Source organism: Lyticum sinuosum (genome assembly GCF_034471385.1).
GTDB lineage: Bacteria > Pseudomonadota > Alphaproteobacteria > Rickettsiales > Midichloriaceae > Lyticum > Lyticum sinuosum.
Genome location: NZ_JARGYU010000001.1, coordinates 299,478 through 324,783 on the forward strand (window position 1 = coordinate 299,478; position 25,306 = coordinate 324,783).

A 25,306-nucleotide genomic window follows, 5' to 3' on the forward strand; every position below is an offset into this window, starting at 1 on the left:
AATTTGATAAAATTAATAAAAAATTAATAAAATCAAAATATCACATTGAAAATATTAATTTGAAATCTCAATTTCATTTCCAAATGCTATAATAATACAATTTTTTTTACCAATAATAATTTTTATTTCATTATCATCGTTTTTTGTAATTAAATCTTTATTAATTTTATAATATTCATCTTTATATATAATATCATTTATACTGACTCCTCCTCCTTTTATTAGTTGACGAGCTGAACTATTAGATTTTGCTAGTTTACAATCAACCAATAGTTTATATAAAAATAATGATTCCTTTTGAAAATTATGAAAAATAGTTATTTTTTTAATTCCACTTCCAGCTATTCTATTTTTAAAAAAATTATCAGCAGTTTGAATAGCCATTTCTGTTGCCTTATTACCATGACAAATTGTTGTTACAGCATTTGCTAAAATTATTTTAGCATCATTTATTTCTTTTCCTTCTAATTTACCTAATAATTTACATTCCTCTAATGGAATATCTGTATATATTTTAAGAAATTTTTCTACATCAGAATCATCTGTATTTCTCCAAAATTGCCAAAAATCATATGGTGATAACATATCCGCATTCAGCCAAACAGCTCCTTGAGCTGTTTTTCCCATTTTTTTTCCATCACTAGTTGTTATAAGTGGTGTTGTTATTCCAAATAACTGAATATTCATCATTTTATGTCCAAGATCTATACCACTAATAATATTTCCCCATTGCTCAGATCCTCCAAATTGTAATATGCACTTATGCCTACGATATAGCTCAACAAAGTCATATGCTTGGAGAACCATATAATTGAACTCTAAGAATGATAATTGTTGTTCTCTCTCTAGTCTAGTCTTCACACTATCAAATCCTAACATACGATTAACAGAGAGATATTTCCCACACTGTCTAAGCATTTCTATATATCCTATAGATGAGAGCCATTCTCTATTATCAAGTATAATAGCAGGGTTGCTTCCATCAAACTTAAGAATATTATAAAACACTTTAGATATAGATTTTTTATTATTTTCAATATCTTCTATTGAAAGCATACGACGCATTTCTTGCTTATCAGATGGATCACCAATCATTGTTGTTGCACCACCAAAAATGATAATTGGTTGATGTCCATGTTGTTGTAATTTTCTCATAATCATAATTTGCATTAAACTTCCAACATGTAATGACGATGCAGTACAATCAAATCCAACATAAGCAATTATTTTTTTATTCTCTAAAATATAATTATTTAATCCAAAAAGATCAGTTGATTGATGAATATAGCCTCTTTCTTGCAATTCATATAAAAAAGGAGATAATATTTGAGGTTTTTTTATGATATTAATATTTTTCATAGATTTGAAATTTAATTATATTAATTTAATAATACTTAATTATTGTATATATTTTTATTGATTAATATATGAATACTTTACTGAGATTATTTTTTTATTCTCTAAAATATAATTATTTAATCCAAAAAGATCAGTTGATTGATGAATATAGCCTCTTTCTTGCAATTCATATAAAAAAGGAGATAATATTTGAGGTTTTTTTATGATATTAATATTTTTCATAGATTTGAAATTTTAGTCATATCTTAATGTTTTTGCTGGGTCAATTTCTGCTACTTTAATAGCAGGATAGATAGTAGCAATAAAAGAAAAAAATAAACTTAATCCTCCTATAAAAAAAATCTCTGTCCAAATTATCTTAGCTGGTAATTTTGTTAAAAAATAAACTATTGGATCAAATAATTCATTTCCTGATATTTTTTCAATCAATTTTTTTATTTTATCTATATTATTAGTAAAAATAATACCAATTATCATTCCAGCGGATGTTCCCATGATTCCTATAATTGAACCAGTGAATATAAATATATTTATAATACTGCATTTTGTAGCACCCATGGTACGTAATATTGCAATACTCTTACTTTTATCTTTAACTAAAATAACTAAACTAGATATAATATTAAATGTAGCAATCATAATTATTAAAGATAATATTAAAAACATAACATTTTGTTCAATTTTTATAGCTTGGACTAAAGACTGATTATTTTCTTGCCAATCAATTATACTAATATCAGGAAATCTTTTTAATAATATTTTTTTTACATTATCAGTAGAATTTATTGATTTTAAAACAATTTCTATCATTTTATTTTGATTATCAAAAAGTTTATAAGATATTTTTAAAGGTATAAATCCTATACCGGCATTATAATCATAAATTCCAAAATCAATTGTATTCACTAATTTTAAAGTAATAACTTTTGGTAAATTACCTATAATTGTATGATTTGTACTAGGACTAATAATTTTTACATCGTCACCAACTTTTACTCCTAATTTGCGTGCTAATTCTACTCCTAAAATTATTCCATCTTTAAAAATAATATCAATATTAGATGAAATTCCAGGTTTTTTTAACAGATAATCTGAATCTACACCTTTTATAATTGCACCATTCATTGCTTTATTACTCGCTACTATACATTGTGATTCAGTAAAATATCCAGAAAATAAAATTTCTGAGATATCAGTTATATCATCTATTTTAGATAATTTTTTATCTGTTTCTTGTTTATACAAAGATTTTTGATCAGATTTATTATTATTCATAGTAATAATAGTTAAATGACCTTTAAATCCTAATATTTTATCAATAAGTTCACTTTCATAGCCATTCATTACAGCCATCACAACAATTAGTGTTGCAACTCCTAATGATATTCCAATAAGAGAAAAAAGATTTATAACTGAAATGAAACGATCTTTATGTGAAGTAAATACATAGCGTAATGCAAGAGATATTTCCCATTTTTTAAAAAACATACAATTTTAATAAAGAAATTTATAAAATCAACATAGAAAAATAGTTTAAATATTTATATTCTTTTTTGTACATACTATACTGATAGTCCCTAATATTATTGATGCCGATGATCCAAGAATAATACCTAATTTTGACATCAAAAATAAATCTGAGTCTATATCAAAAGATAATGTTGACATAAAAATACTCATCGTAAATCCAATTCCACAAAAACATGATGCAGCAAACATTTTACCATAAGTTCCTTGATATGGCATTTCTACTAAATTTAAGCGCATTAATATTAAAAATGTCAGAAATATTCCAATAGGTTTACCAAATAATAATCCCAATGCTATTCCTAGTGTAATTGGTTCTAGTATATAAGAAGTACAATCTAATTTCATTCCAGCATTAAAAAATGCAAATAATGGAAGAATAACACGATTTACTGGTTTTTCTATATAAAGATTAATTATTTCAGCAATATCACGATCTTCAACATTATTTTCTTTATTTCTTTTCCTATTTTTATGTGTTGGTATAATTAGACCTAATATAACACCTGAAATTGTAGCATGAATTCCAGACAGCTCAATAAAAATCCAAAGTAAAATTCCTAATAAAATATAAGATGATATTTTTTGTTTCTTGGAAAATTTTAATAAATAAATAAATAAAATTACTATAATGCTAGCAAATATAAAAATATAGCTAATCCCATTATTATATTTAAATGCTATTACTATAATAGCCATTATATCATCAACAACTGCTAATGCCATAACAAATACTCTGATTGATATAGGTATTCTCTTTCTAAAAAATAATACTACTGCCATTGTAAATGCTATATCTGTTGCAGAAGGAATTGCAATTCCATACATTGCATCATCATCATCATAATTAAATAAATAATATATTATCATTGGAAATATAAAACCACCAATAGCACTCAATATAGGAAGTATCATTTGACTTTTAGTTTGCAGACTTCCATAAAGAAATTCTTTTTTTATTTCAATTCCGATATTTAGGAAAAATACACTCATTAGTATTTCATTTACAATATAAAGTGTATTAATTTCTAAATTAATTGATTTTATTTCAAATAACTTAAAAGTAGTTATAGCTTCATATAAAATATCTAAATTACTATTAACAAATGCAATTGCTATAATGGTTAGCAATATTATTATAGAACCATCATCAGGAGAATAATTTATTAATCTTTTTTTTTTAATATAGACATATTTTTTTATTATATTTTAATTATTAATTATATTTTATTTAGTTATTTTTATTATTGTTTTCTTCTATATCTTTGAATAATTCTATCTCACTAATTATAGAATATTGATTACGTTTTATTTTATTAATTGTATCTTGCATATGTTCATCACTTATTTCAAGAGTTCTTAGAAGTGCATTACCAACTTCTATACCAGCTTCTACAGTCATTGGTACTGTTGCTGTAGCACCTAGTTTTAAAATAGCTTTTGAGTGTCTATAGTCTTCAACTCTTACTATCATAGGCATTTTAGGCATTTTACGATGAAGTATTTTAGTTAGACGAGCAGTTGTTAATGTATCACTTATTGTAATTACAGTTGCAACTGCTCTAGCAAGATTAACTCCATCCATATCTTCTTTGCGAGATATATCACCATGATAAACATTAAATCCTTGTTTACGAGCTTTTTTAACAAGTGAAGAATTCCCATCTATTGCTATATAATCTATTCCATTTTCTTGAAGCATAAAAGCAACAAGCCTACCCACTCTTCCAAATCCAGCAATAATAACATGATTATGTATACGATCTGCATCTGTATTTTCTGATTTACATTCAAAGACTTGATCTCTATTAATAATATTTTCTAAATTTTTACCTATAATAGCTAATATTGGTGTAACTGCCATTGTGCAAGCAACTATCATTAAAAGATGTTGGCCGAAACTATATGTTATAACTTGAGCATGTGTCAACATCGAAAATAAGATAAATGCAAATTCTCCGCCTTGTGAAAGAAGTAATGATATTCTAACTGAGCTTCCTGTATTTAAACGAAATACTTTACATATTGCAAAGATCACTATAGATTTAATTGTAATTAATAAAAGTGAGGATATAGCAATAAAATAACGATTTTTTACGATAAAATTAAAGTCAATTGACATTCCTACAGTAACAAAAAATAAAGCAAGAAATAATCCTTGAAATGGCATAATACTTTCCTCAATCTTATGGCGGTATTCAGTTTCTGCAATCAATAATCCAGCTAAAAATGCACCCATTGCAGGAGATAATCCCATATAAGCTGTAATCCAAGCCGCACCTAATACAATGAAAAGAGCGGCTGTTACGTAAACTTCATCTTTTTTTGCAGAAACTATAAGTGAGAAAAAAGGACGTAAAATTAACTTACCAGCAATAATAATTATACCAATCATTGCTATTCCTTTAAATGTTGTTGTAAGAATTGCGCTTAAAACCGCTTTATTATCAAGTGATAATATTGGAACTAATGCTAAAAGTGGTACAACGGCTAAATCTTGCATTAAAAGAACAGATAATGAAATACGACCTATTCGATTAGAATGATTTTTTTCTTCTGATAATACTTGAAGAACAATTGCTGTTGATGATAAAGATAATGCAGCTCCAATAATTGTACTAATTAATTTATCCAAATGGAAGTAATAAAAAACCAAAATAGCAATAAGAATAGTTGATATTAACATTTGTAATCCACCAAGACCAAATACATGTGTTCGCATACTTATTAATCTTCCTATTGTTAATTCAATTCCTATAACAAACAATAGAAATATAACACCAAAATCCGCTATTTTTAATGCAAATTCTTGATTTTCTATAATATTTAATCCATGACTACCCATAGCTGCTCCAGCAATTAAATAACCAAGAACTGGACTAATTTTTAGCCTATACATTAAAACAACAATAAATATTGCTACACCTAAAAGTATTAAAACATCGTTGATATGATAAAGATTATGCATTTATTATGTATTATTTATATATTTTATTAATTAATTTGAAGTAATAGCTGTAAAATTATAATATTAAATATTAATTTTTAATAATTTAAATTATATAATATAAGTTTAAAGATTTATTTCTAATAAATAATATTACACTAATATTATTTTTTGCAACAACAGTTTAAACACTTTGATATTTTATTTCAGTTAGTTTATTTTTGTAGTTTAAATGTATTTATTTTATAATAGTTATATAGAAATTTAAGTGAGTAAAAATATTACTTATAACAAAATAGATAAGATTATAAATCAAGTTAATCTTATTAAGCCGGTATTATATTTTGGTTATGTAAAAAGTGTTAAAGGATTATTAATAGAAGTTGTTGGTTTAGAGAAAAAAGCAACAATTGGATCTTGTTGTCAAATAAAAAATAGAGATAATAAAATAATTGATGCAGAAGTTATTGGTATTAATAATGAAACAACGCTTCTTATACCTTTACAAAATACAATAGGTATTGCTGCAGGGTGTGAAGTTATGTTAATTGGAGAAAGCCATATAATATATCCAGATATATCATGGTTAGGAAGAGTGATAAATGCTTTGGGACATCCAATAGATGGTAAGGGTCCACTTCTAGCTGGAACACAACCATATTCTATTCATAATACACCACCTCCAGCTCATACTAGAATGCGTGTTGGTAGTAAAGTAGATATGGGAATTAGAACAATTAATACTTTTTTAAGTTGTTGTATAGGCCAAAGAATGGGAATATTTGCTGGATCAGGAGTTGGTAAATCAATGATGTTAGCTATGATTGCCAAATTTGCTAAGGTTGATGTAAAAATTATAGGGCTTATAGGAGAAAGAGGAAGAGAAGTACAAGAATTTATAGAAGATTATTTGGGTCCTACTGGATTGGCAAGATCAATTGTTATAGTTGCAACATCTGATGAATCGGCTATTTTACGTAGACAAGCAGCATATACTTCATTAGCACTAGCAGAATATTTCAGAGACCAGGATATGCATGTATTATGTATGTTAGATAGTTTAACACGATTTGCTATGGCACAAAGAGATATCGGATTAGCAAGTGGTGAACCTCCAACTACTCGTGGTTATACACCCAGTGTATTTAATGAATTACCTAAATTACTTGAAAGAGCTGGACCAGGAGTCAATGGATATATTACAGGTCTATTTAGTGTTTTGGTAGAAGGAGGAGATATGGATGAACCAATAGCTGATGCTGTTCGTGGTATATTAGATGGTCATATTATATTAAAAAGAAAAATAGCAAGTCGTGGTATATATCCAGCAATAGATATTCTTGAAAGTATATCAAGAATGATACCTAGGTGTAATACTCCCAAAGAAAATAAATTAATAGAAATAGCTAAAAATTATCTATCAATATATACTGATATGGAAGATATGATCAGAATTGGTGCATATAAAAAAGGATCAGATAAAGATGTTGATACATCAATAAAATATTATGAATCTTTAAGTAAATTTATGACTCAAGCTCCTGATGATTATAACTCTTTACAAGAAAGCTATAATCTATTAGCCAAATCAATAGAATATGATGAATTTTTTGTATAATTTCTTATAATTTTATTATAAAAAATAATAATAACAGTAAATTAAAATATTTTTGTGAATTATTAATATATTTCTGTAATAATAATATAATACAGAATAAATAATAAATATTAATTAAAAGTTTGTATTAATAAATATTTGCTATATTTTTAATAATTTTTTTATAAGATTTTATAAGATTATAATTCTTTACAAGAAAGCTATAACCTATTAGCTAAATCAATAGAATATGATGAATTTTTTGTATAATTCCTTATAATTTTATTATAAAAAATAATAATAACAGTAAATTAAAATATTTTTGTGAATTATTAATATATTTCTGTAATAATAATATAATACAGAATAAATAATAAATATTAATTAAAAGTTTGTATTAATAAATATTTGCTATATTTTTAATAATTTTTTTATAAGATTTTATAAGATTATAATTCTTTACAAGAAAGCTATAATCTATTAGCTAAATCAATAGAATATGATGAGTTTTTTGTATAATTTCTTATAATTTTATTATAATCAAGACAGTATTATATTATATATTGTTATATATATAAATATATAATTTCATAATAAAATACTGATATCTTCTAAAAAATTTGAGTATTATTTATTATTAATAATACTTTTTATCAGCATTTCTTAAAAATAAATATATTTCCGCGATAATGCCAATATATAATTCAATTTGTATCTTAAAATCTCCAATATGTTTAATACGATTAATATTAAGAAATTTTCCTGTTTTAATATCAATATTAAATAATTCTTTACATTTTTCAATAATATCCTTGCTTGTTACTGATCCATATAAGTTACCATTATCATCAGCATGTACATTCATTTCTATTACTTTTTCATTTATTTCATCTTTTATAGAATGTGCTAAAGCTCTTGCTTCATTTTCAGTTTTTTCAATTAATGCTTTTTTTTCCTTGAAAAATTCGATATTTTCTAAGGTTTCCCTGATAGCATATCCTATTCTTATTAGATAATTAGCATAACCTCTTCTTACTTGAACAGTATCTCCTATTGATCCAATACGGTTCATATTTTTTAGTAAAATTACTTTCAATAAACCCATAAAATTATAAATAATAAAAAATTCAAATTTATTTCAATAAATAAAAATATAAATACAGTAAAAAAATAATTTAATATAAATTAGCAATTGCAAATACAAAAATTAAATATTATGATATAAATATCATATAAATTCAAATTTTTATAAGTATTTTTCAATTTAATATTGCAAAAAAATATAAATTATTGATTTTTAAACTATACTACAGTTGCACATTTATGAGGCATTAACATTAACTGACGAGCTATTTTTATAGCTTTTGCTAAGGATCTTTGTTCTGATCTGCTCAATTTTGTTATACGTGCTGGTGGTATTCTTCCTCCATTTTCTAAAACATAACGATTTAAGGTATCAATATCTTTATAATTAAATTTTATTCTATTTTTACGGCCTTTTTTCTTTTTTCCAGATGTTATTTCTGTGTTTCCTATTTTATTGAATAAAATTGAATTACTAACTAATGGTAGTGATCCTGATTCAGTTTTTAATTCATTATTATTAGTATTAGAAAGTTCATTAGAATTATCTTTTATTGTATTATCTTGTGTATTACTCATAAAGTTAAAGGTTTTTATATGTACATTTTTAGTAATTTGGTTTTAATTTAAAAAAATAATTATTATTAATTAAATCTTAAGTATCATCAATAAAAATTTTTATTTATTGTAATCTAAAAAATTAAATAGTCTTATTTTATTTAAAAATTATTAAGATTTAGTTTTTATTTATTATTTATAAAATTGTTAATCTCATAAAATTAATCTAATCAATTAGATTCCTCTATGACATCATCGGCAGGTTGTATTTTCGTTAATTCTTGAGGAGATGCTATAACATTAAAGCGCAATACATTTTCTCGATTTACTTTAAATCTGCTATGCATTTCATTAATTATATTAGCATTTCCTTCAATAATAAGAAAATTATAATATCCACGATTATATTTTTTTCCTTTTTTTCTACTTTTAATAGGAAAAGCAAACTGTTTATTTCCCCAATCTTCTTTTTGAATAATTTTTCCACCGTTGGTGTTAATTACATTTATATATCCATTTAATATTGAACTAGCATCCATGTGAGACATTTCATGAAAAACTAGCAAAATTTCATATTTTTTCATTTTTATAAGTACTTTACAGTAAAAAATTTTATATTTTGTTTAATATGAAATAAGAAATAACCAATTAACACAGTAGTGAAAATATTTATACTTGGTATTGTTTATCATATAAAACTTTTTATAAAAAACCAATCAATATTCTCTTATAACATATGACAAAAAAACAAACAACTACTTAATTGATATTCGATGGAATTTATTATAAATCTTATTCATAAAATATTTATTTTAAATCAATTAAAATATATATATATTTATTTATAATTTCAATTAATTTTTGTTTTAATAAACTTAAACCTGATATATTTAAATTTTTATATATTCATAGTAATAATTAAAATTTTTCTATTTGAATAGAAATTTATAATTATTATAAGATTGCATATTTTTATATAATTTAAAAATTACCTATTAATAAATAAATATTGTTATTTTTTGAAGAATTTTTAAAAATTAAAGAGATTTATATTATATTAAAATTTTTATTACATAAAGTTATGTATTCTTGAATAAATTTAAAAATTATCTTTATTAATTATTTATAATTTTATTAAACGATAACTATTATTTATTCGTTTTTGATATAAATTTAATATTAATTAAAAAAATAGCAAAGATTAAGATTTTTAAAAAGATTGATATTAAATTACTAAAAATAAGAAAAATTTCTAGTAAATATAGAATACAGACTTGCATTATTAACAACTTAAAGATATTATTTATTTTCAACTAAGTTGTGTTATAATTAACTAGTATACTCTTAAAATATTTCTCAGAAATAATATTTATGTATTTATGATTTTTTGTTAAAAATTTATTTTTTTAATTATGGAATCTTAAAATTAATATATATATATTTTAAAAATATTTAAAATTTGAATTAATCTCAATTTTTAATTAAGATAGTAAATACTCAACTGGTAATAATCAATAAAATAAGCTAGAAATATTTATTTTAAATTACTTTTTTATAAAATTTTAAAGTATGAAATCTAAAACAAAAAATAAGACACCAAATAAAAATAATAAAAATTCAATAAAGTCTACAAATAAAACAACGAATTCAAAGAAAGGACTTCAAAAAACTACTAGCTCTAGTAGAAATACATTGGCGATTAATGAACAACAAAAAATAAAAGGTAGAAGACCACTTCATCCAAAGCTGAGAGAAATAACTCTAATTTTTCCTGATGGAACTGAAGAAAAAGTTTTATCTACTTATAAAGATGATAAGATTGTACTTGATGATCGTAATAGACATCCAGCATGGAATAAAGATCGTCGATTTGTAGCAGATGATAGATTTGAAAATGTTGCAAGTCTTAAATCTATGTTTGGTGATGTTTTATCAGACTTAGTTTAATAAAACATTCAAAATTAGCAGTTGCTAATTTTGAGAAAAACTTTTCATATTTTTATATGCTTAAGTTATATGTGAATTTTAGATGATACTAAAATAAATCAGTATTTTACTAAAAAATAGTAAAAAAAATATTAAAAATAAAAATATAATTTTATATTTATTTAACCAATTTTAAATAATTATATTAATTATTTAGATTAAATATTATTAGATTATTATTTTTAGATTAAAAAGTAATATTTATAAGTTTCTTTCAAGAAATCTTCTTATTACTTTCTTTTTATATTAATTTTGTAATAATTTTATATTACTATCATTTTTTAGCTGGCATTTTACTTAATGTGTCAATAAGGGTATCAGCTCCTCCTTGCCTTATTACATCAGAAAATTCTGATCTTTGAGTTGATATCATACTTATTCCTTCTCCTATCACGTCTCTTATCATTATACTATCTTGATATTGCTTACACCGATATGAAACTAAAATTTCAGAATTTGAATTATTAGGATCTGTAACTTTTGTTAATACTATATATTGACCATGTGATACTGGTTTTGATCCTACAACTGTGATTTCTTGACTAGAGTATTTTAAAAAATTAGGAGCATAAGAATTCATAAGATAATTACAGTAAGCTTTAACGTATTGTTTTTGTTTATCTGAGTTAAGAGTATTCCATTTTGGACCAAGAACAAACTTAGCCATCCATTCTATATCCAAAGAATTTTTTAATATATCTTGTAATTTTTTAAGCTGATTTTCTTTTGGAATAGAATTATCATTAACTATTGCATAAATTTTTTTTAGCTGTTTTTCTATAAAAACAACTGATTTTTTATCTGTATTAGTAATATTATTATCATAACTATTTTCTTGTTTATCAATATTGTTATTTTTGTAAACATCAGCTAAAACAATATTATTACTATGTATTTTATTATTTATATTTAAATTATATAATAAAAAAAACATACTTATAGTAATCATAAATTTTTTTTTATATCTGATAGACTTCAGTTTGATATAAGTCATTGATTTTTATTCTATGTACTATAATATTAATTTGCTCAATGTTAATAATAACCTTATTAATCTCTAAGGGCAATAATATTTAAATATATTTTAATATTTTTAGTTGACTTAAAGATTTCTATTACTTATTTGATATTGAAAATAATCTGATAAATAAAATGTATTAATATTGCTAAGATATAATTTACTATAATTTCTATAAAAAATTAAATAAATTAATATTAGTATTAAATAAATAATAAATTTATGTATTTGTATTTAATTACTTGCAATAAATTATAAGAAATATTTAGTTCTAAAATTTTTATAGAAAAATTTAACTTATATAAAAAGCTTTGTTTATTTATCTACTAATCAGATCAAATTATAAATAATTTTTAATAAAAATATAAAAATCAAATGGCTGCAACTATAAATAAAGTAATAATAATAGGAAATATAGGAAAAGATCCTGATATAAGATTAACACAAAATAATAATGAAATTGCAAATATCTCTGTTGCAACATCTGAATCTTGGAAAGATAAAAATACAGGAGAAAGAAAAGAGCGTACTGAATGGCATAAAGTAGTTATATTTGTTCCTCAGCTAATAGAAGTAGTTAAGAAATATTGTAGAAAAGGAAGTAAAATATATATTGAAGGATCATTACAAACTAGAAAATGGGTTGATCAGAATGGTACTGATAAATATACCACTGAAATTGTAGTTCAATCTTACATGCATACTATTCTTTTTCTAGATAATATGGAAAGAGACAGTTACAATAGCAATAACAACAATAATAATAATCAGAATCGTATCTCTTCGTATACAGGTGATTTAGATAGTGATGTTCTTAATGATGAGATACCGTTTTAATATTATCTAATAAATATTAGAAATAAAAATTAGATAAGGTGACTTCCTTGTGCTATCTATATAGATATATAACAATATTTATTACTCTTTAATAAATATGTATCAATATAAATATAAGATTCTTACGTAATTGTATTAATAAAACAATTCCAAGAGAATTAAATATCATTAAATAATGGGATAAATAGTATTATTAAGTATTATTACTCTTTAATAAATATGTATCAATATAAATATAAGATTCTTACGTAATTGTATTAATAAAACAATTCCAAGAGAATTAAATATCATTAAATGATGGGATAAATAGTATTATTATTCTTTAATAAATATGTATCAATATAAATATAAGATTCTTACGTAATTGTATTAATAAAGCAATTCCAAGAGAATTAAATATCATTAAATGATGGGATAAATAGTATTATTATTCTTTAATAAATATGTATCAATATAAGATTCTTACGTAATTGTATTAATAAAGCAATTCCAAGAGAATTAAATATCACTAAATAATGGGATATAAACTCATAGCATGGCGGAAGAAAAGGGATTCGAACCCTTGTTACCATTACTGGTAAACACACTTTCCAGGCGTGCGCCTTAGACCACTCGGCCATCCTTCCTAAATTAATTCAGAAATATAATTTCACTGTATATTTTTTTTAGAGTAATTCTTAAATTACAGACAAGTAAAATAAAAAATACATAATTTTTCCTTTAGGAATGCAAAAAATATACTAGATAAAATAAGCATATCCGTGTTGAGATTATATCAATTTATGTTGATATACAAGTATTTTAATATTTATATAAAAAAATATTTTTGGGTGACTAATTTTACCAATCTAATTTCTTTTAGATAATTTATTCTCAAAAAAAATTAAAACCCTTTAAAATATAAAAATTTTTAAAATAAATCTAGTATTAATATCAATAAAAGATATTAGTTCAATAAAAAATATTAGTTTTTCTGTTAAGAAAGTGAATTTCACAGTGAGGTATGGAAGTTCGTAAAGCAGTAGATATTAAGAAAAATGCATAAAGTATATGCTTTATAATTCTAATATTAAATATGAAAATTAAAATAAATACATCTTATTCTTGTTTGAATAAAACATGTTTTAACCCATCAAAATTCTCTAAAACTTTTCCTGTTCCTAAAACTACAGAATTTAATGGATCAACTGCAACATTTACTTTTATTCCTATTTCTGTTTCTAGCTTTCTATCAATACCACAAAGAAGAGCACCGCCTCCTGTAACAGTTATTCCATACTTAAATACATCAGAAGATAATTCTGGTGGAGAGCATTCTAAGACTTTTTTTACAGTATTAATAATAGATGCTATCGGATCTTGTAAACTAGTTGCTATATCTCTTTGATTTAAATTAAAAGATTTAGGAATACCACGTAATAAATCTCTTCCTCCTACTTCAATTGTTTCATCATTTACTAATTCAGGATCAATATTACTAATACTTTTCTTTATCATTTCAGCAGTTACTTCACCAATAAGAATATTATAATTTTGCCTTATATAATTTATTATACACTCATCCATAAGATCACCACCAACTCTAGTTGATGTAGCTACTACAATACTACCAAGAGAAATAACACCAACTTCTGTTGTCCCACCACCTATATCTACAATCATTGATCCTACTGGCTCTGTTATTGGTAAATTAGCCCCTATTGCTGCTGCAATAGGTTCTTCTATTAAAAATACCTCTTTTGCTCCTGCACTTTCTACAGCATCATGAATAGCTCTTCTTTCTACTGGTGTTGATCCGTATGGTACACAAACAATAGCTATTGGTCTTAAAAAAAAACTACTCCCTATAACAGATTTAATAAAATATTTTATCATTTCTTCTGCTGCTTTGAAATCAGCTATTACACCATCTTTAAGTGGTCTAATAGCTGATATATCTCCAGGTGTTTTTCCAACCATCATTTTTGCTTGTTTTCCAAATGCATATGGGATCATATTTCCTTTATTATGTACTAAAGCTACAACAGATGGTTGATCAAGAACAACTCCTCGTTTTGAAGTATAAATTAAAGTATTTGCTGTACCTAAATCTATTGCTATATTTTGTGTGAAGTAATTAGCCATTTTTTTATAAAACTTGAACATTTATTTTTATAAGTGTAAACTCATTATTAAGATTAGATTTATTTGTGGTTATATTGGTTAAATATAAATTATGCAATACCATATCATTAAAATTTATTTTATATAAGTAAAATTTTATATAAATTCAATAAATACATAATTATATTAAATAATAACTAATTGAATTATAAATATTATGGTAAAAAGTAATAATTATGTTTTTAATAATCCATCAAATGTTAATCCAAGATTATTAAATAGTTGGTTAGTTAATGAAAAACTATCAATATATGTTAATCATAAAAATTTAGAGGCCGATAGTTCTATGTCGAAAATATGCCAAAATATGGTTGATAATTTTCGCTCATATGGATATCGTTTTGTTATTGATAAATTAAGAAATATTAATGATTGTGAGAAAATATTTAAAATTGAATTTAACAATGATAAATTTAAAAAAGAGAAATTTGTAGAATTAAAAAAGATTTCTGATGAGAAAAATTACGATTTATTTATAAATTGTGAAAATATTGATGTATACGCAAATGAAAACCCAATATCAAGAGTTTTAACTAATTTTGGTGCAGTACATCAATCTTCCATAATGGATATTTGTCAGTTTGCATATTATACATATTGTAATAAAATGGGTAGTAAGCTTGTAAACATACAACCTAATGAACGCTTATGGTGGCAAAAAAATTTAGAGATAAATCTCGGAAGTTATACTAATACTAGAATAAAAAATTGTAATTTTAATGAAAATAAATGGCCGCAACAACTTTTATATTATGTAAAAAATAAGAATATACAAGATAATAACATAGAAAATTTATCTAATTCAGCAAGAATTATATCATGTATAGAAAATTCTTCCATAAATTTAAAGAAATTAGATGAAAGATTAAAAATAGAGAATTTATTATTAAATACAGTAAATGATATTCCATTTAATACGTTTAATATGATTTTAAGTACAAATAATGTTACTTTTATAACTGATTTATTATTCGATTCATTAAGTTATTCAAACAATAATAATAAATTAGTTAATAAGAATAAAACTTCTAATCAAGATAATTATGATTCATTATCTAATGAGATAATAAATAATCTAATTGGAGATTGTATTATTAGCAAAAAAGTTTTTTTTGATAAAGAAAAATATACTGTTCTTTACAATTACTCAGATTTTATTATAGATAAACTAAAATTATTATCTGAATTCTTATTAAAAGAAACATTAATTTTAATTTATGATGATTTAAATAAAATAAATCTTGAATTATTTTATAAATCTTCTTTTTTTAAAAAAAGAATTCATATTATATCAAAAAAATCTGAAATTCATCCAGATATAGATATTAATAATATTCAATCTCCGGTTTTTTATCTTAGTAGTAAAGATACAGAAGTGTTAACTTGGTTGGTAAAAACATCATTAAAATATCAAAATACATTTGAAAATGATGTTTTTATAGTACTCATAGCAGAATCAGAATAAAATCTTTATTTAGTTGTAATAAAACAATAATTACACTGATTTTTCACTGAAATTATAAAATATTTATTCTATTTTTAAAAGATTGTATAAATTCTTATTCTTATATATTTATATATTGTTTATCAATTAAAGTTTGCACTTTGATAAAATATTTGTGTAATATTAATATATTAATAATTTTAATTGTTTATTACAATATAAATTGTGTTTTATAACAAAAATAGAATTTTGATTATTTTCTAGAGAAATATTATTTTTCCTCTTAATTTTTAAAATTAATTAAAAACAAACTAAATACATTATTTTAAAATATTGTTTTAAAACAGATACTTTTTACTGTATCAATTATATTTTCTATACTTGGAGTAGCTATTTTTTCTAAGTTATCTGCATAAGGCATTGGTACATCTTTGCCACAAACTCTTTGTGGTGGTGCATCCAAATCATCAAATGCCAACTCTATGACTTGAGATATAATTTCACTAGATATTCCAGAAAATGGCCATCCTTCTTCAACTACAACTAATCTATTTGTTTTTTTCACAGATGTAATAATAGTAAATATATCAATTGGTCGTATTGTTCTTAAATCTATAACATCTGCAGATATTTTATGTATATCTTCTAGTATCTCTGCAGCTTTTAAAGATAATTTTACAGATCTTGAAAATCCTACAATAGTTACATCTTTTCCTGTTTTTCTAAGTAAAGACTTCCCTATAGGTAATACTATATCGCTGAATGTAGATATAATACCATCATCTTTTTGATGTATTAACCTATATTTCTTGAGTTCTTCTTCGTTTTTAACAACACATTCATATGAATCTCCATATAATAATTCATGTTCTAAAAATATCACAGGATTTGGATCACGTATAGCAGATTTTAATAATCCTTTAGCATCAGAAGCATCATATGGAGATATTACTTTTAATCCAGGTATATGACCATACCAACTTGCATAACATTGTGAATGTTGCGCTGCTACTCTAGATGCTATACCATTTGGTCCACGAAAAACTATAGGACAATTAATTTTACCACCAGACATATAGTATATTTTAGCAGCAGAATTAATTATATGATCTATAGCTTGCATTGCAAAATTAAAAGTCATGAATTCTACTATTGGACGCAATCCAGCTAAAGCAGCACCAACAGCTAACCCAGCGAAACCGTGTTCTGTAATAGGTGTATCTACAACTCTTTGATTTCCAAATTCTTGCAATAAGCCTTTAGTAACTTTATAAGCACCATCATATTCTGCAACTTCTTCACCTATAACAAATACAGAAGAATCGATACGCATTTCTTCCGCTATTGCTTGACATAATGCTTCCCTAACTGTTATTTTTTCCATATTATTATTTTTTTTATGTGTTTTATTATTTTTATATTTAAATTTTTATATATTCTTTTTTAATTAAAAATTTATGTTATATAAAATGATTTAACAATATTCCCAATTCGATATCCAAAATATATTGCTGTATTTAAATCAATTTCATTTAAATCATCAACATTATACTCTGAACTACTCATCATACCCATCCATGATCCTAATCTATTTAAGATTGATTTTTTAGGTATTCCAGTAATCTCAGCATCATTATCTAATATTTCAAACATAGAAATAACATCTAAACCTGTCCAAATCATACCATGTTGCAAAGCAAAAATAGATATTTCATTTAATACAGATAATTTATCACCACTTAAATTTCCTGAATGAGTAAATCCTGCAGATATTTTATTTTTCCATAATCTTTGAATAAAAATTTGATCTGTGAATTCAAAAAATGATCTCATTTGGCTAGCACAACCACCAAAATATGTTGGACTTCCGAATATAATACCAGACATATTATTTGTTATGTCATGAATATAATTTTTTGCTTCATCTACAGTAAATAGATATGGTATTATATTAACTGTTTTTAATCCTTCAGAGATTTTTAACGCAATTTTTTTTAAATAATGCCGTCTAGATGGATGATTATAATATATAATTGCAACTTTTTTATGCAATTTTTGTGTTATTGTATCTAGTGAATCATCTAAATTATCACCAGAAAAAGAATCTAAATTATTACCAGAAAAAGAATCTAAATTATCATCAGAAAAAGAATCTAAATTATTACCAGAAAAAGAATCTAAATTATCATCAGAAAAAGAATCTAAATTATTACCATCAGAGTTAGATAAAAAATTAATACTATTATGATTTACAATTTTTTTTTTACAAAATACTCTATCATTTTTCATATTTTTTATAAAATTTTATATATTATAATATAACTTATTAATTAAATAAATTAATTACTATAAATGTGTTCATATAATAAATTTTCATTTGGAAGAGGGCTTTCTAAAGAAAATTTTTCAATATCATTTATTTTTTGTTTAATCTTTTTATCTATTTCTTTGAATATAATTTCATTTGCAATATTATTATTTAAAATATGTTTCTTAAGTGTTTGAATAGGATCTTTAGATTTAAAATGCTCAACTTCATCTTTTGTTCGATATTTCGCAGGATCAGACATAGAATGACCACGATAACGATATGTTATAATTTCGATCAATTGTGGACCAGAGCCATTTCTTATTTTATCAAGAGAGATTCTTATTGCATCATAGACTGTAAAAAAATCCATACCATCTACTGCAAAACCTGGTATTTCAAATGATATACCTCTATTAAAAAAACTGGTAGTTGATGAGCTTCTCTTAACAGATGTACCCATAGCATACCCATTATTTTCTATAATATATAATACTGGGAGATTCCATAGTTTAGCCATATTAAATGATTCATAGACTTGTCCTTGATTAGCTGCTCCATCACCCATTAATGTTATAGAAACACTATTATCTGATTTATATTTAGCAGCAAAACCTAAGCCTGTACCTATTGAGACTTGTGCTCCAACAATACCATGTCCGCCATAAAAATTATTTTTTATATCAAAAATATGCATAGAGCCACCTTTACCTAATGAAGTCCCATCAATACGTCCAGTTAGCTCAGCCATCACAGATTTTGGATCACAATCACAAGCTAAAATAAGCCCATGATCTCTATATGCTGTAATAATTTTATCATTAGCTGATTTAGCATACTTAATTCCACATGCAACAGCTTCTTGACCTATATATAAATGACAAAAACCTCCTATTTTACCTTGTCCATATAGTTCAGAAGCTTTCTCTTCAAAACGCCTTATAAAAAGCATAAATTCATAAGCTGATATTATATCATCATTTGATAATTTTGTATTTTGTATTGACATATATATACTTTATACATGAATATATTAGCATTATTGAGCTAACATATATATTATGTTTCAATGTCTATTTTGAATGGAATATAAAAAAAAATCAATTATTTATAATAGATATATATAATAAAAATTATATAAATTAAAAAAATACACTATAAAAATAATATAATAATATATATTACATTAGGTATGCAGATTTTTTATTAAAAACTTAATCAATTGAAATTAATAAAATAAAATAGTTTTTATTTTAATTTAAGATTAAGTTTTTTACTAATTTTATTAGTATTTTTTCTGAATTTTGATATTATATAATCTTTAGTTTATTAAAATATATTTTATTATTTTTTCATTAAAATTTTTAGTATTTTGATTTATATAATGAATATAAATAATTATTATCAATTTTAGCGATTAAAATATTATTCAATATTTAAAGTCAATTTATCATTAAAAACTTTACCACCATCATTATCTCTTTCGTCACGTGGAGAAACAGGATATGTATAATTAATATTACTATTTATAGTATTAGCTTTATCTAACTGATTGCTGCATCCAATCAATAAACCACAAATACAAAAAAATATAATAAATAATGGAATTTTAGTATTTAATAGTTTATGTAAAAATTTAATCATACTTAATTTTATTAATATTTTTATTTATATTATATAACAATTGTTTGATATCATATATCATATAATATTTGTCTATACAAATATAAAATATTATTATTATTATATGCTATATTTCTTAATTTTTATATAGAATCAGATATGTAATCTTTTTGTAATAAAATACAAAGTTCTTTATCTACTATACCTAATTTACTTCTATTAATAGGATAATATACACTTTTTTTTTCTTGTTTATGTAAATAATCATAATCTAAAAATGTAGAACATTTAATATTTTGTGAGCTATTTGAGATATCAAAAAATTTATTGTTATTTAACTGAATAGCTAAAATATCTGATGCATTAAAGTTCACAACATTTTCTATAACTCCAATTTGAGAATAATTTATATCACAATATACAGGAATTCCAATTAAATCTGCTCTGATAAAGTCATTTCCTAAATATTTTCTATCTATATAAAGTTTTTTATTTATTAATTTTTTTGCTGATACTAAATTATCTATATGTTTTATTTTAACTATAAATCCAAGATTTTTATAAATTCCTTCTTTTTCAAGAAAAAAAACCTTTTCTGATAAATCAATCACTTCATGTAAAAATATTGATTCTAATCTACTATTGAGATTATCAACAGGATTTTTTTGAAAAAGAAAATTATCTTCTAAATTCTTATTAAAAAAATTTATATTAGCTTTTTTATAATCTATTTCTTTTTCTAGAAAAGAAAATCTATCTATCTTTTTTATAAGATCTGAAAATATTCTTAATTTTACAGCTCCTTGTAAACAATGTGTGGTTGATATAATTCCAAAATTGATGTATCTTTTTCTATAATGAGTATTCCAAACCATTAGTTAAATTATGAATTTGTTAGAGTGATAATAATGCAGCATTTTAAGTACAATATTTGAAATATATAATCTATATATAAAATTTAATATCAAAAAGTTTTTTTAAGTAAAAAAATATATAATGATTCAATAATTAATCTTAATATATAATTATATATATGTATATAATATAAAATGAAATCAAATATAATCATAATAATGTATTAATTTATAAAAAATTATACAATAATTATTTTGAAGATTAAATTAAGTAAAAATATAAAAAATACTTTAAATAACTACTAATAATGAGGAATGATAATAATGAATATTACCATTTAATTTCGCAAAAACTTGAAGATGGGAGTTATTTTTCTGATGCGCAAAAATGGTTCGCTCAGAAATACTTATTTGTTTATACACAACATATTTTTTCCGTCATTCTTGTAATTGTTTTTATGATAAATTCTGCTTTGATTATTATTGCCTCTCAAATGAATTATGAGGTTAAAAAAATTCCATTTTCAATTTATGCTATTGATCCTATTACAAAATTCCCAAGGATATCAGCATTAAGTGATAAAGATGAAGACATGGTAGTATCTGTTGCACGTTATCTTATTTCTTATTATACCAAACTACGTGAAGAATATAATCCAATAATTAGTACTGATTCTAGTAGCTATAATACTTATCTTAATAAAGTACAAAAATTATCGTCTAGACAAGTTTATAATGATTTTTTAAATTTTATCGCCCCTAATAGCAATCCTGAAAGTCCTGTTTTACAATATCGTGATATTATCACAAGAAAAATTAGGATAAAAAAAGTGGAATTTTTACCTTATTTATTTAAACCAGATAGAGCAATTATTTACTACTTCACTGAAAATACATTAAATAATCAAATTGTTGATAGAAATGAATTTCAGGTAGAAATATTATTTGATATATCAATCAAGAGTAAAATGCATCAAGTTGAAATGTCTATTCTAAGATATCAATATATTAAAGATTAAATAGTGTATGTAAATACAATATGTAAGTATAATTTTTAATTGATAAAACAAATTAATATTATAATAGTTTAAAATCTTTATAAATTGTAATAATTATTTTTAAACTTACATTTAATTAATTTTCTAAAAAAATTTTATTATTAATATTATTATAATTAATTTAATTTTTTAAACTTTTATAAAAAGATATTAATTCATAGAAATTCTTGAAAATAAATCCAGTTTTTCCATGAAAATTGCTATTTAAATAATTAGTATCACCAACTAAAATACCTGCACATTTAGAATTATTAGCACACTCTATATCAACTGAGCTATCTCCTATAAACCATATACAATCATCATATTCTGATTCTGGAATAAGATGAGGAGAAAATGCTCTATAGGCTGCTTCTGGATTTGGTTTACTGTTGTTTCCTGAAGAAATTACATTATAAAATTTATCATATATACTAAAATGTTTTACCTCTTCATGTAAAAATTCCTCTTCTTTATTACTTACTATTGCCATTGGAATTTTATCTTCTGATAATAAATTTATAAATTCCAGTGCTCCTTCAATCAATTTCATCATTTGAAAGCGATTTTTCTTCATAATTCTAACATAATGCTTCCATGCTTCTTGCCATTTATCTTCGAATAGCTCAGGAAATGCTTCAACTACAGGACGATTAAATGAATGAGAAAATAATTCACTTTTTTTTATTTTTTCATGAGGAAAACCAATTTCATCAGCAAGATCAATAATTGTTTTACGTAATACATGTCTACTTTGTACTATTGTATTATCCCAATCTAATATGATAGATTTAGGATTTTTTATTTGATGTAGTGGTAATATTTTCATTTATTTTTGTTGATATATTATTTTTCAATAATTTATATTTTATCAGTTTTTTTATTAATTTTTATATTAAATAAGGAACTTTAATAAAATTCTATGATATATTTTTGCTAAATAGAGTATTTGCAAAATGGTAATTAAATTCAGCTCCCCATATAAAAGTAATAGCACAAAAATAAAAGAATAACAAAGCTATTACTATCCCTCCTATACTGCCATAAATAAGATTAATTTGTGGCATAGTTTCAATATAAAACATAAATATTTTCTTAAAAATAGAAAAAAATACTATAACTAAAATTGTCCCTGGTAATCCAACATAGAAAGATTGTTTAATGCTTGAAAAATACATATATGATGCATTAACTATTATTCCCCAAGTTAATAACTTAAATATATTACTATATAAATTTGTTTCTGTGAGATAATTTAGTATTTTTATGTAATATAAAATATTAGTAGGAGTTATATTAAATACAAAAAAAGATAATACGTGTGGTAAAATTGAAAAAATAATCATTACTATTAATATTATTAGTACAACTAATAAAAATTTCGATATACTTAATAATCTACCTAAAATATATGAAGGTGATTTTTTTATTCTATATGCACGGTTTAAAATAGTTCTTAAAGCTTCAAATATCGAAGACGATGACCATATCATACTAACTACTGCTACAGTCATGAGAACAGAAGGAGGTGTGCTTGTAATTTCTATCATACGTGGTAATAAAGCATCTATAAAGTGAGAAAATTCACTTTGTATGATAATTTTTTTGAAATATACTGAAATATTTAAATTAAGATGATGATTAACATATATCTTTCCTATCAACCCAGCTACTGCTGTAACAAACATAATAAATGGAAAAAGAGATATAATACATAAGAAAGATATGTATCCGGCATGTTCTATGCCATCATGTTTGATTGTATCTTTAATTGATTTAATAAATATTTGATAAAAAGTATTTATTAAGAATAATGTTTTTTTATTTAGATTATCAATAATAAAATTAAATTTCATTTACTTATATTATTTATTTTTAATTTATTTGTATCATTTATTATATATAAAAATATAATTTTTATTATTTTTTATTATTTTTAACAATATTTTATGATTATATATTTTATAATATTAGCTTTATAAAACTAACTGCAAATAAATTTAATTGATTATATGCCATTTATCTGTATAATTTGAATTTTAATAATAAATATTAAAAAAATTAATATAACTTTATTTATTATATCATAAAGTCAATAATAATTTTTAACAATATATTTAAAAATGGATTTAAAAATTACTTATAGTAATAATTATAATTTTTATTAATTTTCATATATAATGAATATTATAACTATAGATGGACCTGCAGCAGCAGGAAAAGGAACAATAGCATTAAGTCTATCTCATTTGATAAATTTTTATTATTTTAATACTGGTAATATTTTTCGCTATATAGCTAAAACTATTATAGATGAAGGTTTAATGTATGAGTTTTTAATAAACAAAAATCATTTTAATCTCAATAAAATTAATCAAAATGTAGTTTTTTTAAAAGAAATTCCTGATCTTGTTGAAAAATCTATATTAATAGATGAAAAATTGCTTCGTACACAAGAAATAAGTGATTCTTCTTCTATTATAGCTGAGATCCCACAGGTAAGAGAAATTTTAAACAAAGCTATGCGCAAATTTATATATGATATGCTAGGAAGTAATAAAGTAGTTGGTTGTATTGTTGATGGCAGAGACACAGGAAGTGTACTTTTTCCTAATGCTGGATGTAAAATTTTTATTACAGCTGAAAGAAGTGTTAGAACTCAAAGAAGATTTGAACAAATTAGATCAACTTTCACAGAAGATTTCCAAGAAGAAATAAAGAAAAAAAGAGTTCATGATAGTTTGGTTTTACGCGATAGCAGAGATGGTTCAAGAAAGAGAGATCCAATGATTATAGTTAAAGATACAATTGTTATAGATACTAGTAAAATATCACAAGAAGAAACAATTGAGCAAATTCTTGCAATTATAAGAATAAAATTACCTGATTTATCTAAAGATTATAGAAAAACAGTAAATTTTATTTAATTATTTAATTTCTTATTATTAATCAATGTTAAACATTA

General features: G+C 23.0%; 22 protein-coding genes, 1 tRNA gene and 1 pseudogene. 6 read left to right on the top strand and 18 right to left on the bottom strand.

Annotated features, from left to right (window positions below; all coding sequences use genetic code 11):
- Nucleotides 1-54 precede the first annotated feature (54 nt).
- The 5 genes from tyrS to Lyticum_RS01210 are packed head-to-tail and all read right to left on the bottom strand — an operon-like array spanning nt 55 to nt 5,854.
- On the bottom strand, nt 55-1,359 hold the full coding sequence (gene tyrS, locus Lyticum_RS01190; protein WP_322498509.1) for a tyrosine--tRNA ligase: 1,305 nt from the start codon (nt 1,357-1,359) through the stop codon (nt 55-57).
- A 54-nt stretch (nt 1,360-1,413) separates the two neighbouring features.
- Nucleotides 1,414-1,581: a hypothetical protein gene (locus tag Lyticum_RS01195; RefSeq protein ID WP_322498510.1), complete on the bottom strand. Its 168-nt coding sequence runs from the start codon at nt 1,579-1,581 to the stop codon at nt 1,414-1,416.
- 12 nt (nt 1,582-1,593) lie between these two features.
- Nucleotides 1,594-2,847: a lipoprotein-releasing ABC transporter permease subunit gene (locus Lyticum_RS01200; RefSeq protein WP_322498511.1), complete on the bottom strand. Its 1,254-nt coding sequence runs from the start codon at nt 2,845-2,847 to the stop codon at nt 1,594-1,596.
- Nucleotides 2,848-2,892: 45 nt separating this feature from the next.
- Nucleotides 2,893-4,092 carry a Na+/H+ antiporter NhaA gene (nhaA, locus tag Lyticum_RS01205; protein ID WP_322498643.1) on the bottom strand — a complete coding sequence of 400 codons (1,200 nt, stop codon included), beginning with the start codon at nt 4,090-4,092 and terminating at the stop codon, nt 2,893-2,895.
- A gap of 25 nt (nt 4,093-4,117) precedes the next feature.
- On the bottom strand, nt 4,118-5,854 hold the full coding sequence (locus Lyticum_RS01210) for a monovalent cation:proton antiporter-2 (CPA2) family protein (protein WP_322498512.1): 1,737 nt from the start codon (nt 5,852-5,854) through the stop codon (nt 4,118-4,120).
- Nucleotides 5,855-6,101: 247 nt separating this feature from the next.
- On the opposite strand from Lyticum_RS01210, the gene fliI reads away from it, so the two are divergent.
- Nucleotides 6,102-7,451, top strand: a complete 1,350-nt coding sequence (fliI, locus tag Lyticum_RS01215) for a flagellar protein export ATPase FliI (RefSeq protein ID WP_322498513.1) — start codon at nt 6,102-6,104, stop codon at nt 7,449-7,451.
- A 616-nt stretch (nt 7,452-8,067) separates the two neighbouring features.
- On the opposite strand, the gene rplI is transcribed toward fliI, so the two are convergent.
- The 3 genes from rplI to rpsF all read right to left on the bottom strand — a co-directional run bounded on the left by rplI (nt 8,068) and on the right by rpsF (nt 9,655).
- A complete protein-coding gene (gene rplI / locus Lyticum_RS01220) occupies nt 8,068-8,535 on the bottom strand; it encodes a 50S ribosomal protein L9 (protein ID WP_322498514.1) in 468 nt (155 codons plus the stop codon).
- Between the two features lie 197 nt (nt 8,536-8,732).
- Nucleotides 8,733-9,092 carry a 30S ribosomal protein S18 gene (gene rpsR / locus Lyticum_RS01225; RefSeq protein WP_322498515.1) on the bottom strand — a complete coding sequence of 120 codons (360 nt, stop codon included), beginning with the start codon at nt 9,090-9,092 and terminating at the stop codon, nt 8,733-8,735.
- A 209-nt stretch (nt 9,093-9,301) separates the two neighbouring features.
- Nucleotides 9,302-9,655 carry a 30S ribosomal protein S6 gene (gene rpsF, locus Lyticum_RS01230; protein WP_322498516.1) on the bottom strand — a complete coding sequence of 118 codons (354 nt, stop codon included), beginning with the start codon at nt 9,653-9,655 and terminating at the stop codon, nt 9,302-9,304.
- Between the two features lie 985 nt (nt 9,656-10,640).
- Between rpsF and Lyticum_RS01235 the strand changes: the two genes are divergently transcribed.
- Nucleotides 10,641-11,018 carry a hypothetical protein gene (locus Lyticum_RS01235; RefSeq protein WP_322498517.1) on the top strand — a complete coding sequence of 126 codons (378 nt, stop codon included), beginning with the start codon at nt 10,641-10,643 and terminating at the stop codon, nt 11,016-11,018.
- A 313-nt stretch (nt 11,019-11,331) separates the two neighbouring features.
- Here Lyticum_RS01235 and Lyticum_RS01240 read toward each other — a convergent pair whose 3' ends face one another.
- Nucleotides 11,332-12,006 (bottom strand): MlaC/ttg2D family ABC transporter substrate-binding protein, encoded by a 675-nt coding sequence (locus Lyticum_RS01240; protein ID WP_322498518.1) that lies wholly within the window; start codon nt 12,004-12,006, stop codon nt 11,332-11,334.
- A 444-nt stretch (nt 12,007-12,450) separates the two neighbouring features.
- Between Lyticum_RS01240 and ssb the strand changes: the two genes are divergently transcribed.
- Nucleotides 12,451-12,912: a single-stranded DNA-binding protein gene (gene ssb / locus Lyticum_RS01245; RefSeq protein ID WP_322498519.1), complete on the top strand. Its 462-nt coding sequence runs from the start codon at nt 12,451-12,453 to the stop codon at nt 12,910-12,912.
- A 536-nt stretch (nt 12,913-13,448) separates the two neighbouring features.
- Here the strand turns inward: ssb and Lyticum_RS01250 are convergent.
- Nucleotides 13,449-13,538, bottom strand: a tRNA-Ser gene (locus Lyticum_RS01250).
- Between the two features lie 472 nt (nt 13,539-14,010).
- Nucleotides 14,011-15,036 (bottom strand): rod shape-determining protein, encoded by a 1,026-nt coding sequence (locus tag Lyticum_RS01255; RefSeq protein WP_322498520.1) that lies wholly within the window; start codon nt 15,034-15,036, stop codon nt 14,011-14,013.
- A 196-nt stretch (nt 15,037-15,232) separates the two neighbouring features.
- On the opposite strand from Lyticum_RS01255, the gene Lyticum_RS01260 reads away from it, so the two are divergent.
- A complete protein-coding gene (locus Lyticum_RS01260) occupies nt 15,233-16,540 on the top strand; it encodes a hypothetical protein (RefSeq protein ID WP_322498521.1) in 1,308 nt (435 codons plus the stop codon).
- A gap of 304 nt (nt 16,541-16,844) precedes the next feature.
- Here Lyticum_RS01260 and Lyticum_RS01265 read toward each other — a convergent pair.
- The 5 genes and pseudogenes from Lyticum_RS01265 to Lyticum_RS01285 all read right to left on the bottom strand — a co-directional run.
- A pseudogene (locus Lyticum_RS01265) lies at nt 16,845-17,924 on the bottom strand (pyruvate dehydrogenase complex E1 component subunit beta); the annotation flags it as partial.
- Nucleotides 17,925-17,974: 50 nt separating this feature from the next.
- The gene (locus tag Lyticum_RS01270; RefSeq protein WP_322498522.1) at nt 17,975-18,808 is read right to left on the bottom strand and encodes a flavodoxin family protein; all 834 of its coding nucleotides are present in this window, start codon (nt 18,806-18,808) and stop codon (nt 17,975-17,977) included.
- Nucleotides 18,809-18,858: 50 nt separating this feature from the next.
- The gene (pdhA, locus tag Lyticum_RS01275) at nt 18,859-19,836 is read right to left on the bottom strand and encodes a pyruvate dehydrogenase (acetyl-transferring) E1 component subunit alpha (RefSeq protein ID WP_322498523.1); all 978 of its coding nucleotides are present in this window, start codon (nt 19,834-19,836) and stop codon (nt 18,859-18,861) included.
- Nucleotides 19,837-20,252: 416 nt separating this feature from the next.
- Complete coding sequence (locus Lyticum_RS01280; protein ID WP_322498524.1) at nt 20,253-20,471, bottom strand: hypothetical protein; 219 nt, start codon at nt 20,469-20,471, stop codon at nt 20,253-20,255.
- A gap of 122 nt (nt 20,472-20,593) precedes the next feature.
- Nucleotides 20,594-21,325, bottom strand: a complete 732-nt coding sequence (locus Lyticum_RS01285; protein ID WP_322498525.1) for a ribosome maturation factor RimM — start codon at nt 21,323-21,325, stop codon at nt 20,594-20,596.
- A 287-nt stretch (nt 21,326-21,612) separates the two neighbouring features.
- On the opposite strand from Lyticum_RS01285, the gene Lyticum_RS01290 reads away from it, so the two are divergent.
- Nucleotides 21,613-22,323, top strand: a complete 711-nt coding sequence (locus tag Lyticum_RS01290; RefSeq protein ID WP_322498526.1) for a VirB8/TrbF family protein — start codon at nt 21,613-21,615, stop codon at nt 22,321-22,323.
- Nucleotides 22,324-22,483: 160 nt separating this feature from the next.
- Here the strand turns inward: Lyticum_RS01290 and Lyticum_RS01295 are convergent, their stop codons facing one another.
- Nucleotides 22,484-23,170 (bottom strand): HAD family hydrolase, encoded by a 687-nt coding sequence (locus Lyticum_RS01295; RefSeq protein ID WP_322498527.1) that lies wholly within the window; start codon nt 23,168-23,170, stop codon nt 22,484-22,486.
- A 91-nt stretch (nt 23,171-23,261) separates the two neighbouring features.
- Complete coding sequence (locus Lyticum_RS01300) at nt 23,262-24,197, bottom strand: YihY/virulence factor BrkB family protein (RefSeq protein ID WP_322498528.1); 936 nt, start codon at nt 24,195-24,197, stop codon at nt 23,262-23,264.
- A gap of 324 nt (nt 24,198-24,521) precedes the next feature.
- Here Lyticum_RS01300 and Lyticum_RS01305 point away from each other — a divergent pair, with 324 nt between their 5' ends.
- The gene (locus Lyticum_RS01305) at nt 24,522-25,268 is read left to right on the top strand and encodes a (d)CMP kinase (protein WP_322498529.1); all 747 of its coding nucleotides are present in this window, start codon (nt 24,522-24,524) and stop codon (nt 25,266-25,268) included.
- Nucleotides 25,269-25,306: the final 38 nt, after the last annotated feature.

Coding starts and splice junctions, on each gene's coding strand:
- tyrS (WP_322498509.1), bottom strand. CDS start 1,359: ATGAAAAATATTAATATCATAAAAAAACCTCAAATATTATCTCCTTTT.
- Lyticum_RS01195 (WP_322498510.1), bottom strand. CDS start 1,581: ATGAAAAATATTAATATCATAAAAAAACCTCAAATATTATCTCCTTTT.
- Lyticum_RS01200 (WP_322498511.1), bottom strand. CDS start 2,847: ATGTTTTTTAAAAAATGGGAAATATCTCTTGCATTACGCTATGTATTT.
- Lyticum_RS01210 (WP_322498512.1), bottom strand. CDS start 5,854: ATGCATAATCTTTATCATATCAACGATGTTTTAATACTTTTAGGTGTA.
- rplI (WP_322498514.1), bottom strand. CDS start 8,535: ATGGGTTTATTGAAAGTAATTTTACTAAAAAATATGAACCGTATTGGA.
- rpsR (WP_322498515.1), bottom strand. CDS start 9,092: ATGAGTAATACACAAGATAATACAATAAAAGATAATTCTAATGAACTT.
- rpsF (WP_322498516.1), bottom strand. CDS start 9,655: ATGAAAAAATATGAAATTTTGCTAGTTTTTCATGAAATGTCTCACATG.
- Lyticum_RS01235 (WP_322498517.1), top strand. CDS start 10,641: ATGAAATCTAAAACAAAAAATAAGACACCAAATAAAAATAATAAAAAT.
- Lyticum_RS01240 (WP_322498518.1), bottom strand. CDS start 12,006: ATGATTACTATAAGTATGTTTTTTTTATTATATAATTTAAATATAAAT.
- ssb (WP_322498519.1), top strand. CDS start 12,451: ATGGCTGCAACTATAAATAAAGTAATAATAATAGGAAATATAGGAAAA.
- Lyticum_RS01255 (WP_322498520.1), bottom strand. CDS start 15,036: ATGGCTAATTACTTCACACAAAATATAGCAATAGATTTAGGTACAGCA.
- Lyticum_RS01260 (WP_322498521.1), top strand. CDS start 15,233: ATGGTAAAAAGTAATAATTATGTTTTTAATAATCCATCAAATGTTAAT.
- Lyticum_RS01270 (WP_322498522.1), bottom strand. CDS start 18,808: ATGAAAAATGATAGAGTATTTTGTAAAAAAAAAATTGTAAATCATAAT.
- pdhA (WP_322498523.1), bottom strand. CDS start 19,836: ATGTCAATACAAAATACAAAATTATCAAATGATGATATAATATCAGCT.
- Lyticum_RS01280 (WP_322498524.1), bottom strand. CDS start 20,471: ATGATTAAATTTTTACATAAACTATTAAATACTAAAATTCCATTATTT.
- Lyticum_RS01285 (WP_322498525.1), bottom strand. CDS start 21,325: ATGGTTTGGAATACTCATTATAGAAAAAGATACATCAATTTTGGAATT.
- Lyticum_RS01290 (WP_322498526.1), top strand. CDS start 21,613: ATGAGGAATGATAATAATGAATATTACCATTTAATTTCGCAAAAACTT.
- Lyticum_RS01295 (WP_322498527.1), bottom strand. CDS start 23,170: ATGAAAATATTACCACTACATCAAATAAAAAATCCTAAATCTATCATA.
- Lyticum_RS01300 (WP_322498528.1), bottom strand. CDS start 24,197: ATGAAATTTAATTTTATTATTGATAATCTAAATAAAAAAACATTATTC.
- Lyticum_RS01305 (WP_322498529.1), top strand. CDS start 24,522: ATGAATATTATAACTATAGATGGACCTGCAGCAGCAGGAAAAGGAACA.